Here is a 12952-nt window from a genome sequence, read left to right as displayed (position 1 = left end):
TCCTATTGTGCTAAATGTTCTACAGAAACCCCACGTAATGCGGCAACTTCTTCTGCACTCTTTAATGCTTTTAAGCCTTCGAATGTTGCACGAACAACGTTTACGGGTGTATTTGATCCAAGACGCTTTGAAGTAACATCAGCGATTCCTGCTAATTCCATGACTGAACGAACTGCACCACCGGCAGCAACTCCAGAACCTTCAACAGCAGGTTTCAACATAATTCTTCCGCCACCGTATACTCCAATGACTTCATGAGGAATGGTTGTTCCAACAACTGGAACAGCAACCAAATTCTTCTTAGCATCTTCAACAGCCTTGCGAATAGCTTCTGGAACTTCTTGAGCTTTACCAGTACCGAAACCAACATGACCATTCTTATCACCAACAACTACCAAAGCAGCAAAACGTAGACGACGTCCACCTTTAACAACCTTTGTAATTCGGTTGATGGCAACAACATTATCTTCAAGATCTAACTTTGATGGGTCAATAAATGCCATTGTAAAATATTCCTCCTTTTCCTAAAATTTAAGTCCATTTTCACGTGCAGCTTCAGCCAAAGCTTGTACACGACCATGATACAAATAGCCACCACGATCAAATACAACTTCAGTAATCTTCTTTTCATTAGCACGTTTTGCAACTAACGCACCAACACCTGCAGCACGTTCTGTTTTATTATTTCCACTAACTTCACTGTCTAATGTGGAGGCACTTGCGAGCGTCACACCCTCTACGTCATCAATTAATTGAGCATAGATGTTTTTGTTTGAACGATAAACATTTAAGCGTGGGCGCTCAGCAGTACCAGAAATCTTTCCGCGAACACGCATATGACGGCGTTGGCGAACTTTATTCTTATCTGGTTTTGAAATCACAACAGTCACCTCTTTATTTAATTTAATCTTTTAATGATTATTTACCAGTCTTACCTTCCTTACGACGAACATATTCATCCTCGTAACGAATACCTTTACCTTTGTAAGGTTCTGGTGAACGAACAGCACGAATTTCAGCAGCTAAGTCACCGACTTCCTGCTTACTAATACCACTGATCTTAATTGTTGTATTATCAGGTACTTCAAGAGCTAAACCTTCTGGAGTATCAAATTCAACTGGATGTGAGTATCCAACTGAAAGAACAAGTTTTTTACCCTTTAATTGTGCACGATAACCAACACCAACTAATTTTAGTGTCTTTGAAAAACCATTAACAACACCTTCAACCATGTTGTTGAAGTTAGCACGCATTGTACCATGTAATGCACGCGTCTTATTATTGTTGTCTGGACGATCAAACTTAACTTCATTACCATCAACATTCATTGTGATAACTGGAGAAAAAGTTCTTGTTAATGAACCCTTTGGTCCTTTAACTGTGACATCGTCACCGTCGCGTTTAACTTCAACGCCTGCTGGCAATTCAACAACTTTATAACCAATACGACTCAATGTTTGTGCACCTCCTTTTTTTACTTATTGTTTACCAAACGTAAGCGAGTACTTCGCCACCGATTTTCTTTGATCGTGCTTCTTTATCAGTAACAACACCTTGTGATGTTGAGATGATTGCAATTCCTAATCCATTTAAAACCTTAGGAACAGCATCAGCTTTAACATATGAACGTAAACCGGGCTTTGAAATTCTCTTCAAACCAGTAATAACACGTTGATTGTCTTTGCCATATTTCAAAAAGACACGAATGATGCCTTGTTTATCATCATCAATATATTCAACATCGCGTACGAAACCTTCATTTTTTAAGATTTCAGCAATGTCTTTTTTCATTTTTGAAGCAGGTACTTCTAATGATTCGTGACGAACCATGTTCGCATTACGAATACGAGTTAGAAAATCTGCAATTGGATCACTCATAGACATTGATGTTTATCCTCCTTTTTGTCGAATTTTTTACCAGCTGGCCTTCTTCATACCAGGAATTTGACCTTTGTAGGCAAGTTCGCGTAAGCAAATCCGGCATAAATGGAATTTTTGATAGACTGAATGTGGACGTCCACAACGTTCACAACGAGTATACGCTTGTGTTGAAAACTTAGCGGGACGTTTGTTTTTAGCAATTTGTGATTTTTTTGCCAATGTGTGGAACCTCCTTATTTATTAAATGGCATTCCTAATTGTGCCAATAATTCACGTGATTCTTCATCTGATTCAGCAGTTGTAACAATCACGATATCTAAACCACGAACACGATTAACATTATCATAATCAATTTCTGGGAAAATTAATTGTTCTCTAACACCTAATGTGTAGTTACCACGGCCGTCAAAAGCTTTGCTGCTGACACCATGAAAATCACGAACACGAGGTAGAGAAACATTAATTAATTTGTCTAAGAAATCATACATTCTTTCGCCACGAAGTGTAACCTTCGCACCAATTGACATGCCTCCACGAAGACGGAAACCGGCAATTGACTTCTTAGCTTTTGTAACTAAAGGCTTTTGACCAGAAATTAAAGCTAATTCAGCAACTGCTTCGTCAAGGTTCTTTGCATTTGTCGTTGCATCACCAACACCCATGTTCAAGACAATTTTGTCAATTTTAGGTGTTTGCATGATAGATGTGTAATTAAATTTTTCCATTAGTGAAGGTGTGATTTCACTAGTGTATTTTTCTTTTAAACGATTTACCATGAAATATTGTTCCTCCTTTCTCATTAGTTAAGTGTCTTACCTGACTTTTTAGCAACTCGTACTTTGCTCCCACCAACAACTTCAAAACCGACTCTTGTTGGTTCATTAGTAGATGGATCAAGTAGCATTACGTTAGAAGCATTAATTGGCGCTTCTTCGTCGATTACGCCACCTTGTGGGTATTTGTTACTTGGCTTTTGATGTTTCTTAACCACGTTAACACCTTCGACAACCACACGATTAGCCTTAGCAATAGTAGACTTAACTGTGCCTTCTTTGCCTTTGTCTTTTCCGCTGATTACTCGAACTTTATCACCAGTTTTTAAAAACATGTTGACTGTGCACCTCCTTATTAATGTAGATGAAATTATAGAACTTCAGGAGCTAGTGAAATGATCTTCATAAAGTCATCATCACGTAGTTCACGAGCGATTGGGCCAAAGATACGTGTTCCTTGCGGACTCTTATCATCTTTAATAAGTACAGCGGCATTTTCATCAAATTTAATATATGAACCGTCTGTACGGCGTAGACCTGTCTTAGTTCTAACAACGACAGCTTTAACGACGTCACCTTTTTTGACAACGCCACCTGGTGTTGCTTGTTTTACAGTAGCAACAATAATGTCACCAATATTACCTGTTTTAACACGTGAGCCACCTAAAATCTTAATCACTAAGATTTCGCGGGCACCAGAGTTATCAGCAACTTTCAACCGACTTTCTTGTTGAATCACGGTTAATGTCCTCCTTCCATCTTCAAATCAGAATACGAATTTAAGTGATGATTTAGATAATAACGGCTTTTTCAACAATTGATACTAAACGGAAACGCTTCTTTGCTGATAGCGGGCGAGTTTCCATAATTTGAACAATATCGCCAGTTTTAGCTTCGTTATTTTCATCATGCGCATAAAATTTCTTTGAGTACTTAACTCGCTTTTTATAAATAGGATCGTTTTTATATGTTTCAATCATAACAGTAATGGTTTTGTCCATCTTGTCTGAAACAACACGGCCTTGATATACTTTACGAGCGTTACGGTCTTCACTCATGCGTTAATCCTCCTTTTCGTATTCTATTTGTTACTTAATTCTTGTTGACGAAGAACAGTTTTTACTCGAGCAATATCTTTACGAACTTGCTTGAGGCTAGCTGTATTTTCAAGTTGACCTGTGGCCAATTGGAAACGTAAGTTAAATAATTGTTCTTTCAATTCTTTTTCTTTAGTTAACATTTCATCAGTGGTTAATCCGTTCAATTCTTGAACAAAATCTTTAGTTTTCATTTGATTGCCCACCTACTTCCTCACGTTTTATGATCTTAGTGCGGACAGGTAATTTGTGACTAGCTAAACGCAATGCTTCGCGAGCGACTTCTTCAGAAACGCCACCGACTTCGAACATTACCTTGCCACGCTTAACAGGTGCTACCCAACCTTCGGGAGTACCTTTCCCATTACCCATACGAACACCGACACCTTTTGCGGTATATGATTTGTGAGGGAAAATCTTAATCCAAACTTTCCCACCACGCTTCATGTAACGGTTCATAGCAACACGGGCAGCTTCAATTTGACGGTTTGAAATCCAATGCGAATCAAGCGCTTGAATACCATATTCGCCGAATGTGACAGTTTTGCCACCTTTAGCTTCGCCACGCATATGACCACGATGTTCACGACGGAACTTAACTCGTTTAGGTACTAGCATGTTTATTTCCCTCCTTGCTCTTTGGCGTTTTGCTTAGCGCCTTTCTTTTCTGGGAGAATTTCTCCACGGTAAATCCAAGTTTTAACACCTAAAGCACCATATGTTGTATGTGCTTCGTCCCATGAATAATCAATGTCGGCGCGAAGTGTATGAAGAGGAACTGTTCCTTCAGCATATGCTTCAACACGAGACATATCAGCACCATTCAAACGACCAGCAACTTGGGTTTTAATACCCTTGGCACCAGAACGCATTGTACGTTGCATTGCACCACGCATAGCGCGACGGAAAGCAACACGGTTTTCAAGTTGACGTGCAATACTTTCACCAACAAGGTGTGCATCTAAGTCAGGCTTTTTGATTTCCACAATGTTAATGTGAACACGTTTGCCTGTTAAATTGTTTAATTCTTTACGAAGCGCTTCTACTTCTGAACCACCCTTACCAATAACCATTCCTGGTTTGGCAGTGTGAATTGAAACGTTAACGCGATTAGCAGCACGTTCAATTTCAACGGTTGACACAGAGGCCTCAGCAAGTCGTTTTTCAATATATTTACGGATTCGTAAATCTTCATTCAAGAAAGCAGCAAAATTTTTTTCAGCATACCACTTTGCTTGCCAGTCACGAATGACACCAACACGAAATCCAGTTGGATTAATCTTTTGACCCACTTGTTATCCCTCCTGTTTTTCTGAAACAACCACTGTAATGTGACTTGTACGTTTATTAATTGGAGAAGCTGAACCCTTTGCACGAGGACGGAAACGTTTTAAAGTTGGTCCTTCGTTAGCAAATGTTTCGCTAACAACTAATGATTCACGATCTAAGTCAAAATTATTTTCAGCATTTGCAACAGCAGATTTTAAAACTTTTTCAACATCTGAAGACGCACCGCGTGGGGTGAACTTCAGAATTGCGAATGCCTCAGCGACACTTTTACCACGAATTGTATCAAGTACAAGACCAACTTTACGAGAAGAAATTCGAACAGTTGTCGCAGTAGCACGTGCTGATGTAATTGGTTCTGCCATAATTCACCCTCCTTTACTTACCAGTTTTTTTATCGTCACCAGAATGTCCACGGAATGTCCGTGTTGGCACGAATTCACCTAATTTATGTCCAACCATATCTTCTTGTACATAAACTGGTACATGTTTTCTTCCATCATAAACAGCAATTGTATAGCCGATAAAGCTAGGGAAAATTGTTGAGCGACGTGACCATGTCTTGATGACCGATTTTTTATCTTGATCAGCTTGAGCTTCGATCTTCTTTAGAAGATGAGCATCTGCAAAAGGTCCCTTTTTTAAACTACGACCCATTGTGTTACCTCCTCTCGGACTTACATTCAGTATTATTTATTAACGAGTATGTGGACCACGTTTACGACCACGAACAATAAATTTGCTTGAACGTGCTTTGTGTGAACGAGTCTTCTTACCAGCTGTCTTCTTACCCCAAGGTGAAAGAGGTGATGGACGACCAACTGGTGCTTTACCTTCACCACCACCATGAGGGTGATCGTTAGGGTTCATTACAGATCCACGAACATGTGGACGTTGACCAGAATAACGCTTACGACCGGCCTTACCAATATTGATCAATTCATGTTGTTCATTACCAACTGCTCCAATTGTTGCACGGCAAGTTGCTAATACCATGCGAACTTCACCAGACGAAAGACGTACTAAAACGTACTTATCTTCCTTACCAAGTAATTGTGCAGATGTTCCTGCTGAACGAGCCAGTTGACCACCTTTACCGGGCTTCAATTCAACGTTATGAATAACCGTACCAACTGGAATATTCGCTAATGGTAAAGTATTACCAACTTTAATATCAGCTTCAGGTCCTGATTGTACTTCCATACCTACTTCAAGGCCCTTAGGCGCAATGATGTATGATTTCGTTCCGTCAGCATAACCTAACAATGCAATGTTTGCAGTTCTGTTAGGATCATATTCAATCGCTTTAACAGTTGCAGGCACATCATCTTTGATACGTTTGAAGTCAATAATACGATATTGACGTTTTGTACCGCCACCACGATGGCGAACAGTGATGTGACCATAACTATTGCGGCCGGCTGTATGACTTTTTGGTGCTAATAATGATTTTTCAGGAGTTGTCTTTGTGATTTCTGAAAAATCAGAACCAGTCATATTACGACGACCGTTAGTGGTTGGTTTATATTTCCGAATTCCCACTGTTTTTTCCTCCTATAATTATCAATTAATTATTCTTCATTAAATAATTTAATTTCGTTTGAATCGGCAGATAAGGTCACAATAGCCTTACGACGCTTCTTTGTGTAACCAACATAGCGTCCTTGTCGCTTCAATTTACCACGAACATTCATGATGTTTACTTTAACAACTTTAACATCAAAGATTTCTTCGATGGCTTTTTTGACTTGTGTTTTTGTAGCATTAACATCAACGTCAAATGTGTATCGCTTGTCATCCATTGTTGCCATTGAAGCTTCAGTGACAACTGGACGTAAAATAATATCGCGTGCTTCCATTATGCCAGCACCTCCTCTACTTGAGAAAGAGCTGTTTGCGTAATAACTAATTTACCGTTATTTACGACATCCAAAACATTAACATTGCTTGCTGATACTACAGTAACATTTGGTAAGTTACGAGCAGATAATGCAACGTTTTGGGCATCTTCATCAAGTACTAATAAAGTTTTTTCAGTGGCTTTTAAGCCAGTTAAAACGGCTGAAAAATCCTTTGTTTTTGGTTGATCAAGCTTTAGTGCATCAACAACAACCAATTCTTTATCAATCACTTTTTGTGAAAGTGCAGACTTAATTGCAAGTTGACGAACTTTGCGAGGCAATTTGTAGGCATATGATCGTGGAGTTGGTCCGAAGACGATTCCACCACCACGCCATTGTGGTGAACGAATTGAACCTTGACGAGCACGGCCTGTGCCCTTTTGACGCCATGGTTTCTTACCACCACCACTAACAGCACTACGATTCTTTACAGCATGTGTTCCTTGACGCATAGCTGCACGTTGACGAATAACAGCATCGAAAATCGCATTTTCATTTGGTTCGATACCGAAAACGTCAGCGTTTAAATCGACAGTTCCGTTTGTGCTTCCATCTTGTTTATATAATGCAACACTTGTGGTCATTACTTAGTTCCTCCTTTCCTATGCTTTATTTTTTTGCTTACTTAAGTTTTTCTTAGTGTTTGCTTTTACTGAATTTTGGATTGTAATGTATGATTTGTTAGCACCAGGGACATTACCCTTAATTAACAGTACGCTATTTTCAGTGTCAACACGCACAATTTTCAAATTTTGCATTGTCACTGTATTGCCACCCATACGACCTGGCAATGGTTTACCTTTGAACACGCGGTTAATAATGGCACCGAGTGAACCAGGACGACGATGGTAACGAGAACCGTGAGCCATAGGTCCACGATGTTGACCATCCTTATGGATGTTACCTTGATATCCGTGTCCTTTTGTTACGCCTGTGACATCGACAGCTTCACCAGATTCAAACAGATCAGCCTTGATTTCGTCACCGACTTTGACGTCTTCTCCTAATTGCGCATCCCTGATTTCACTAATGAAGCGCTTAGGAGTAGTATTTGCTTTTGCTACATGACCTTGTTCGGGCTTGTTGCTGAGCACTTCACGCTTGTCATCAAAACCCAATTGAATTGAAGAATAACCATCATTTTCAACTGTTTTAACTTGTAAGACAACGTTAGGAGTAACATCAACAACTGTCACAGGAACTAATTCACCGTTTTCAGTGAACACCTGTGTCATTCCGACTTTTTTTCCTAAGATTCCTTTGGTCATGAGTACACCTCCAATATATTGTAATTAAATAGAAAAATTAAAGCTTAATTTCAATGTCGACACCACTTGGCAAGTCGAGTTTCATTAATGAATCAACTGTCTTAGGTGTTGGATCAACGATATCAATCAAACGCTTGTGTGTGCGCATTTCGAATTGCTCACGTGAATCCTTAAATTTATGTGGTGAACGAAGCACCGTATAAATTGTACGTTCCGTTGGTAGCGGAATAGGACCCGAAATTGAAGCACCAGTTCTCTTAGCAGTCTCGACGATCTTGTCAGCAGACTGATCCAAGATGCGATGCTCGTAAGCCTTCAAACGAATGCGAATCTTTTGTTTTGCCATTGTGTTCCCTCCTTCGTCAATATTTTAAATATGACTAGCTCCGTGAAAATTACCGCCACATCCTGTGGCAAAGCGGCCGGGTGTGTCGCAACCTTTCACATCAACGCTTGCACATGTTGAGCCGCAGCAGGGCATAGTACACCCTTGTTGCAGGCTCAAGCACTTATCTATGATACTAGAGAACAACGTTGATTACAAGCTTTTTCTCGCTTTTTTTCATAGAAAAATATTTCATTTATGTGACATTTTTTGCACAAAAAAAGTAGAAACCGAAGTTTCTACTTTTAAAAGATTAAAATTAATCTTCCTTAATGTTTGAACCACCATTTTTCTTGATGATTTCAGCTTGAATTGATTTTGGAACAGCTTCATAGTGATCAAATGCCATGGTAAATGTACCACGACCTTGTGATGCAGAACGAAGTGTCGTTGCGTAACCAAACATTTCAGAAAGTGGCACAAATGAATGAACTTGTTGTGCATTCCCACGTTCTTCCATTCCATCAATACGTCCACGACGAGCAGTAACTTGTCCCATAATATCACCCATGTATTCTTCAGGAATCACGATATCAACTTTCATGATTGGTTCAAGAATAACTGGCTCAGCTGACTTGGCAGCATTTCTCAATGCGATTGAAGCAGCAACTTTAAAGGCAGCTTCACTAGAATCGACTTCATGGTAACTACCATCGTATAACTTGGCTTTCAAATCGACTAACGGATATCCAGCAAGAACACCATTTTCCATTGATTCTTTCAAACCTTGTTCTACTGAAGGAATATATTCACGAGGAACAACTCCACCAACAATGGCATCTTCAAATTCGAATCCTTTACCTTCTTCATTAGGTTCGAATTCAATCCAAACATCACCATATTGACCTTTACCACCTGATTGACGCACAAATTTACCTTGAGCTTGTGTTGCCTTTGTAAAGGCTTCACGATAAGCAACTTGTGGCGCACCAACAGTGGCTTCAACGTTAAATTCACGTTTCATACGGTCGATGATAATATCCAAATGTAATTCACCCATTCCGGCAATTAAAGTTTCACCAGTTTCAGGGTTAGTTTCAGCCTTGAAAGTTGGATCTTCTTCAGCAAGCTTTTGAAGAGCGATATCCATCTTATCTTGGTCAGCCTTTGATTTAGGTTCAACGGCAACTTGGATAACTGGATCTGGGAATTCCATTGATTCCAATTGAAGTGGACGATCTGGTGATGTTAAAGAATCCCCGGTTGTCGTGTTCTTCAAACCAATGGCAGCTGCAATATCTCCAGAAAAGACTTCTGGGATTTCTTGACGGTGATTTGAGTGCATTTGTAGCAAACGACCAACACGTTCACGTTTGTCTTTAGTTGTGTTTAAAACGTATGACCCTGATTGAAGAGTACCAGTATAAACACGAATAAATGTTAAACGACCAACGAATGGGTCAGTTGCAATCTTAAATGCTAATGCGGCAAATGGTTCGTCATCATCAGCCTTTAATTCGATTTGTTCGCCTGAATCTGGATCTGTGGCATTGTATGGCTTAACATCAAGAGGTGATGGTAAGTAATCAATGACAGCATCCAACATCATTTGAACACCTTTGTTCTTGAATGCTGAACCTGCGAGAACAGGGAATAATTCAAGATTCAATGTTCCGCGACGAATAGCAGCTTTGATTTCTGGTTCAGAAATTTCTTCCCCACCAAGGTATTTTTCCATGATGTTATCGTCGATATCTGCTAATTCTTCGATCATAGTATCGCGACGCTTAGCAGCTTCTTCTTTATATTCTTCAGGAATGTCAACTGTATCCCAGTTAGCACCTAATTCATCTTCATCATAGATATCTGCTTTCATTTCAACAAGGTCAATGACACCTTGGAAATTGTCTTCAGCACCGATTGGCATTTGAATAGCCAATGGTGTTGCATTTAACCGGTCTTTGATTGTTTGAACTGAATAATCAAAGTTAGCGCCTAATTTATCCATCTTGTTAGCAAAGACGATACGTGGAACGTTGTAATCAGATGCTTGACGCCAAACAGTTTCTGTTTGTGGTTCAACACCAGCTTGGGCATCCAATACCGCAACGGCACCATCTAGCACACGCAATGAACGTTCAACTTCAACAGTAAAGTCCACGTGTCCTGGTGTATCAATGATGTTAATACGGTGGTCTTTCCATGCAGCAGTTGTTGCAGCAGATGTGATTGTGATCCCACGTTCTTGTTCTTGTTCCATCCAGTCCATTTGTGAAGCACCATCATGGGTTTCACCAATCTTATGAATCTTACCAGTATAGTACAAGATCCGTTCAGTAGTGGTAGTTTTACCGGCATCAATATGGGCCATGATTCCGATGTTACGAGTGTTATCAAGTGAATATTCTCGTTTATTAGCCATCTTAAAAATGTTTCTCCTTCCAAAAAGGGTTTCTTAATGAGTTTTTTTAAAAAAGTGACTACTATATGTTTTCATATAACAGTCACCAAAAGTTGTTGATTAATCTTTTTGTGATTACCAACGATAGTGAGCAAAAGCCCGGTTGGCATCTGCCATTTTATGTGTATCTTCACGTTTCTTAACAGATGCACCAGTATTGTTAGCAGCATCCATAATTTCACGTGCGAGTCGTTCTGTCATTGTGTGTTCCCCACGTGAACGTGAGAATTGTGTGATCCAACGAAGACCTAAAGTAGTTCGACGATCTGGACGAACTTCGATTGGTACTTGATAGTTTGATCCACCAACACGACGTGCCTTAACTTCAAGTACAGGCATAACGTTTTCCATGGCTTCTTGGAATACTTCAACAGGATCGTTGCCTGTTTCTTCCTTAATCATATCGAAAGCAGCATACAAAATTTTTGATGCTGTTCCTCGCTTACCATCAACCATCAAATGGTTAATTAAGCTTGTAACAAGTTTTGAATTGTACATTGGGTCTGGTAAAACTTCAGGCTTTTGTACATGTCCTTTACGTGGCATTTAAGCGATTCCTCCTATTCCTTTGGCTTCTTTGTTCCGTATTTAGAACGTGATTGGCGACGGTCTTCAACACCGGCTGTATCAAGTGTTCCACGAATAACATGGTAACGAACACCAGGTAAATCCTTAACACGTCCACCACGAATCAAAACAACACTATGTTCTTGTAGGTTGTGACCAATTCCTGGAATATAAGCAGTAACTTCGATCAAGTTTGAAAGACGCACACGAGCGTACTTACGAAGAGCTGAGTTAGGCTTCTTTGGTGTCATTGTACCGACACGAGTTGCAACTCCACGTTTTTGAGGTGAAGCATTGGCAACTGTTGCTTTTTTGTGGCTATTGTAGCCAAAGTTCAAAGCTGGTGACTTTGATTTAGAACTATGAGACTTACGTCCCTTGCGTACCAATTGATTAATTGTAGGCATTAAATTTGTTGCTCCCTTCATTTTTTCAAAATTCTAGTCCACACATCCAGGTGGTTCTTTTTAGGTTATAAAAAAAACACACAAAAGCCGTGTAGTTTGGGCTCTTGTCGACAACAGCACTATCTGTAACGACAGAACGACTAAGTTTTAAAAGCACCTTTAATAGAGTATCACGACAAAAACCTAGTGTCAATGATGAGTTGACCAGTTTTTTTAATAAAATTTTTTGTGACTTTTCCGTAACTATTATACAGGAGGTTTATTACTTTGAACTACTTATTTTTTATTTACGGATTGTGTTGGGGATCATTTCTAGGTGTTGTCATCGATAGAACTTACGTCCATCGATCAATCATTTATCCCCGTTCTGCTTGCGACCATTGCCACCAGTTTTTACGGTGGTGGCAACTAATTCCGATTTTAGGGTATTTTCTGCAACGTGGACACTGTCATTTTTGTCACAATAAAATTCCGCTTCAATCGACAGTTTATGAACTTTTATTTGGTGTCATCTTTTTATCCATCTATCAATCTGGCTGGTGTTACTTTTTTTGTGCTCTTTGCTTTTATTCCGGATTATTAATCTTATCTGCTACGGATATTAAGGAACATGCGATCTATACAATTCATTTACTATTTTTATTACCCGGATATTTGTTATGGCCATCTTTAATTACTTTAAAGATCACTGAGCTATTGTTGCTGATTGGCACAACAATTTTTTTGTTGACACTAGGAAAAATTACTCACGGCCTTGGAATTGGTGACATTGAAATTATTTTTATTTTACAACTTTTCACTGGTTTCACTATGATTATTCAGACTATTTTTATCGCTTGTACACTGGCTATTATATATATATTAAGCAAAAAACACTTTTCTCAACTAGCTTTTGTGCCCTTCATTGCGATCGCATTTCTCACTCAACAGTTGTACCAAAATTTTATGTAAAAAAATAACCTGATGCTAAAAAGCATCAGGTTG

Annotated in this window: 23 protein-coding genes; 1 reads left to right on the top strand and 22 read right to left on the bottom strand. The window is 39.4% G+C overall.

Translation table 11 applies throughout. From position 1 onward, the window contains the following. Positions 1 to 2: 2 nt before the first annotated feature. From rpsE to rpsL, 22 genes are all read right to left on the bottom strand, one after another. Entirely contained in the window at positions 3 to 503 is a 501-nt protein-coding gene (gene rpsE, locus ACYVQZ_RS03445; RefSeq protein ID WP_461239993.1) for a 30S ribosomal protein S5, read from the bottom strand. Positions 504 to 524: 21 nt separating this feature from the next. Beyond that, positions 525 to 890 (bottom strand): 50S ribosomal protein L18, encoded by a 366-nt coding sequence (gene rplR, locus ACYVQZ_RS03440; protein WP_461239992.1) that lies wholly within the window; start codon positions 888 to 890, stop codon positions 525 to 527. Between the two features lie 28 nt (positions 891 to 918). After that, the gene (gene rplF / locus ACYVQZ_RS03435; protein WP_461239991.1) at positions 919 to 1455 is read right to left on the bottom strand and encodes a 50S ribosomal protein L6; all 537 of its coding nucleotides are present in this window, start codon (positions 1453 to 1455) and stop codon (positions 919 to 921) included. 31 nt (positions 1456 to 1486) lie between these two features. Beyond that, positions 1487 to 1885, bottom strand: a complete 399-nt coding sequence (rpsH, locus tag ACYVQZ_RS03430) for a 30S ribosomal protein S8 (RefSeq protein ID WP_461239990.1) — start codon at positions 1883 to 1885, stop codon at positions 1487 to 1489. A gap of 30 nt (positions 1886 to 1915) precedes the next feature. After that, positions 1916 to 2101, bottom strand: a complete 186-nt coding sequence (locus ACYVQZ_RS03425) for a type Z 30S ribosomal protein S14 (protein ID WP_461239989.1) — start codon at positions 2099 to 2101, stop codon at positions 1916 to 1918. A 14-nt stretch (positions 2102 to 2115) separates the two neighbouring features. Then, positions 2116 to 2658, bottom strand: coding sequence for a 50S ribosomal protein L5 (gene rplE / locus ACYVQZ_RS03420; protein ID WP_461239988.1), 543 nt, complete (start codon positions 2656 to 2658; stop codon positions 2116 to 2118). Positions 2659 to 2681: 23 nt separating this feature from the next. Continuing rightward, positions 2682 to 2990, bottom strand: a complete 309-nt coding sequence (gene rplX, locus ACYVQZ_RS03415; RefSeq protein ID WP_461239987.1) for a 50S ribosomal protein L24 — start codon at positions 2988 to 2990, stop codon at positions 2682 to 2684. A gap of 35 nt (positions 2991 to 3025) precedes the next feature. Then, positions 3026 to 3394, bottom strand: a complete 369-nt coding sequence (gene rplN, locus ACYVQZ_RS03410; RefSeq protein ID WP_461239986.1) for a 50S ribosomal protein L14 — start codon at positions 3392 to 3394, stop codon at positions 3026 to 3028. A 52-nt stretch (positions 3395 to 3446) separates the two neighbouring features. After that, positions 3447 to 3713 carry a 30S ribosomal protein S17 gene (rpsQ, locus tag ACYVQZ_RS03405; RefSeq protein ID WP_461239985.1) on the bottom strand — a complete coding sequence of 89 codons (267 nt, stop codon included), beginning with the start codon at positions 3711 to 3713 and terminating at the stop codon, positions 3447 to 3449. Between the two features lie 23 nt (positions 3714 to 3736). Beyond that, the gene (gene rpmC / locus ACYVQZ_RS03400) at positions 3737 to 3946 is read right to left on the bottom strand and encodes a 50S ribosomal protein L29 (RefSeq protein WP_461239984.1); all 210 of its coding nucleotides are present in this window, start codon (positions 3944 to 3946) and stop codon (positions 3737 to 3739) included. Then, positions 3936 to 4370: a 50S ribosomal protein L16 gene (gene rplP, locus ACYVQZ_RS03395; RefSeq protein WP_461239983.1), complete on the bottom strand. Its 435-nt coding sequence runs from the start codon at positions 4368 to 4370 to the stop codon at positions 3936 to 3938. The genes rpmC and rplP overlap by 11 nt, the downstream gene beginning before the upstream one ends. Positions 4371 to 4372: 2 nt before the next feature. Further along, positions 4373 to 5044 carry a 30S ribosomal protein S3 gene (rpsC, locus tag ACYVQZ_RS03390; protein WP_461239982.1) on the bottom strand — a complete coding sequence of 224 codons (672 nt, stop codon included), beginning with the start codon at positions 5042 to 5044 and terminating at the stop codon, positions 4373 to 4375. A gap of 3 nt (positions 5045 to 5047) precedes the next feature. After that, positions 5048 to 5404: a 50S ribosomal protein L22 gene (rplV, locus tag ACYVQZ_RS03385; protein WP_461239981.1), complete on the bottom strand. Its 357-nt coding sequence runs from the start codon at positions 5402 to 5404 to the stop codon at positions 5048 to 5050. A 13-nt stretch (positions 5405 to 5417) separates the two neighbouring features. After that, the gene (gene rpsS / locus ACYVQZ_RS03380) at positions 5418 to 5696 is read right to left on the bottom strand and encodes a 30S ribosomal protein S19 (RefSeq protein ID WP_461239980.1); all 279 of its coding nucleotides are present in this window, start codon (positions 5694 to 5696) and stop codon (positions 5418 to 5420) included. A 39-nt stretch (positions 5697 to 5735) separates the two neighbouring features. Further along, the gene (gene rplB, locus ACYVQZ_RS03375) at positions 5736 to 6581 is read right to left on the bottom strand and encodes a 50S ribosomal protein L2 (protein WP_461239979.1); all 846 of its coding nucleotides are present in this window, start codon (positions 6579 to 6581) and stop codon (positions 5736 to 5738) included. Positions 6582 to 6610: 29 nt separating this feature from the next. Then, entirely contained in the window at positions 6611 to 6898 is a 288-nt protein-coding gene (rplW, locus tag ACYVQZ_RS03370; protein WP_461239978.1) for a 50S ribosomal protein L23, read from the bottom strand. Beyond that, positions 6898 to 7524 carry a 50S ribosomal protein L4 gene (gene rplD, locus ACYVQZ_RS03365; RefSeq protein WP_461239977.1) on the bottom strand — a complete coding sequence of 209 codons (627 nt, stop codon included), beginning with the start codon at positions 7522 to 7524 and terminating at the stop codon, positions 6898 to 6900. Before rplD ends, rplW begins: the two co-directional genes overlap by 1 nt. Before the next feature lie 18 nt (positions 7525 to 7542). Continuing rightward, a complete protein-coding gene (gene rplC, locus ACYVQZ_RS03360) occupies positions 7543 to 8208 on the bottom strand; it encodes a 50S ribosomal protein L3 (RefSeq protein WP_461239976.1) in 666 nt (221 codons plus the stop codon). A 37-nt stretch (positions 8209 to 8245) separates the two neighbouring features. Beyond that, positions 8246 to 8554: a 30S ribosomal protein S10 gene (rpsJ, locus tag ACYVQZ_RS03355; protein WP_461239975.1), complete on the bottom strand. Its 309-nt coding sequence runs from the start codon at positions 8552 to 8554 to the stop codon at positions 8246 to 8248. 298 nt (positions 8555 to 8852) lie between these two features. Continuing rightward, entirely contained in the window at positions 8853 to 10955 is a 2103-nt protein-coding gene (gene fusA / locus ACYVQZ_RS03350) for an elongation factor G (RefSeq protein ID WP_461239974.1), read from the bottom strand. Between the two features lie 114 nt (positions 10956 to 11069). Continuing rightward, complete coding sequence (gene rpsG, locus ACYVQZ_RS03345; protein WP_461239973.1) at positions 11070 to 11540, bottom strand: 30S ribosomal protein S7; 471 nt, start codon at positions 11538 to 11540, stop codon at positions 11070 to 11072. Between the two features lie 14 nt (positions 11541 to 11554). Next, positions 11555 to 11968, bottom strand: a complete 414-nt coding sequence (gene rpsL, locus ACYVQZ_RS03340) for a 30S ribosomal protein S12 (RefSeq protein WP_461239972.1) — start codon at positions 11966 to 11968, stop codon at positions 11555 to 11557. A gap of 267 nt (positions 11969 to 12235) precedes the next feature. Here rpsL and ACYVQZ_RS03335 point away from each other — a divergent pair, with 267 nt between their 5' ends. Then, positions 12236 to 12919: a prepilin peptidase gene (locus ACYVQZ_RS03335; RefSeq protein WP_461239971.1), complete on the top strand. Its 684-nt coding sequence runs from the start codon at positions 12236 to 12238 to the stop codon at positions 12917 to 12919. Positions 12920 to 12952 lie beyond the last annotated feature (33 nt).

Source organism: Paucilactobacillus salsurae (assembly GCF_054784995.1).
This window is presented reverse-complemented; position numbering and strand designations above follow the sequence as displayed.

Excerpts from the sequence above, each read along its gene's own strand:
- rpsE (WP_461239993.1), bottom strand. The coding sequence starts at position 503 with ATGGCATTTATTGACCCATCAAAGTTAGATCTTGAAGATAATGTTGTT.
- rpsH (WP_461239990.1), bottom strand. The coding sequence starts at position 1,885 with ATGTCTATGAGTGATCCAATTGCAGATTTTCTAACTCGTATTCGTAAT.
- rplE (WP_461239988.1), bottom strand. The coding sequence starts at position 2,658 with ATGGTAAATCGTTTAAAAGAAAAATACACTAGTGAAATCACACCTTCA.
- rplX (WP_461239987.1), bottom strand. The coding sequence starts at position 2,990 with ATGTTTTTAAAAACTGGTGATAAAGTTCGAGTAATCAGCGGAAAAGAC.
- rpsQ (WP_461239985.1), bottom strand. The coding sequence starts at position 3,713 with ATGAGTGAAGACCGTAACGCTCGTAAAGTATATCAAGGCCGTGTTGTT.
- rpmC (WP_461239984.1), bottom strand. The coding sequence starts at position 3,946 with ATGAAAACTAAAGATTTTGTTCAAGAATTGAACGGATTAACCACTGAT.
- rplP (WP_461239983.1), bottom strand. The coding sequence starts at position 4,370 with ATGCTAGTACCTAAACGAGTTAAGTTCCGTCGTGAACATCGTGGTCAT.
- rplV (WP_461239981.1), bottom strand. The coding sequence starts at position 5,404 with ATGGCAGAACCAATTACATCAGCACGTGCTACTGCGACAACTGTTCGA.
- rpsS (WP_461239980.1), bottom strand. The coding sequence starts at position 5,696 with ATGGGTCGTAGTTTAAAAAAGGGACCTTTTGCAGATGCTCATCTTCTA.
- rplW (WP_461239978.1), bottom strand. The coding sequence starts at position 6,898 with ATGGAAGCACGCGATATTATTTTACGTCCAGTTGTCACTGAAGCTTCA.
- rplD (WP_461239977.1), bottom strand. The coding sequence starts at position 7,524 with ATGACCACAAGTGTTGCATTATATAAACAAGATGGAAGCACAAACGGA.
- rplC (WP_461239976.1), bottom strand. The coding sequence starts at position 8,208 with ATGACCAAAGGAATCTTAGGAAAAAAAGTCGGAATGACACAGGTGTTC.
- rpsJ (WP_461239975.1), bottom strand. The coding sequence starts at position 8,554 with ATGGCAAAACAAAAGATTCGCATTCGTTTGAAGGCTTACGAGCATCGC.
- fusA (WP_461239974.1), bottom strand. The coding sequence starts at position 10,955 with ATGGCTAATAAACGAGAATATTCACTTGATAACACTCGTAACATCGGA.
- rpsG (WP_461239973.1), bottom strand. The coding sequence starts at position 11,540 with ATGCCACGTAAAGGACATGTACAAAAGCCTGAAGTTTTACCAGACCCA.
- rpsL (WP_461239972.1), bottom strand. The coding sequence starts at position 11,968 with ATGCCTACAATTAATCAATTGGTACGCAAGGGACGTAAGTCTCATAGT.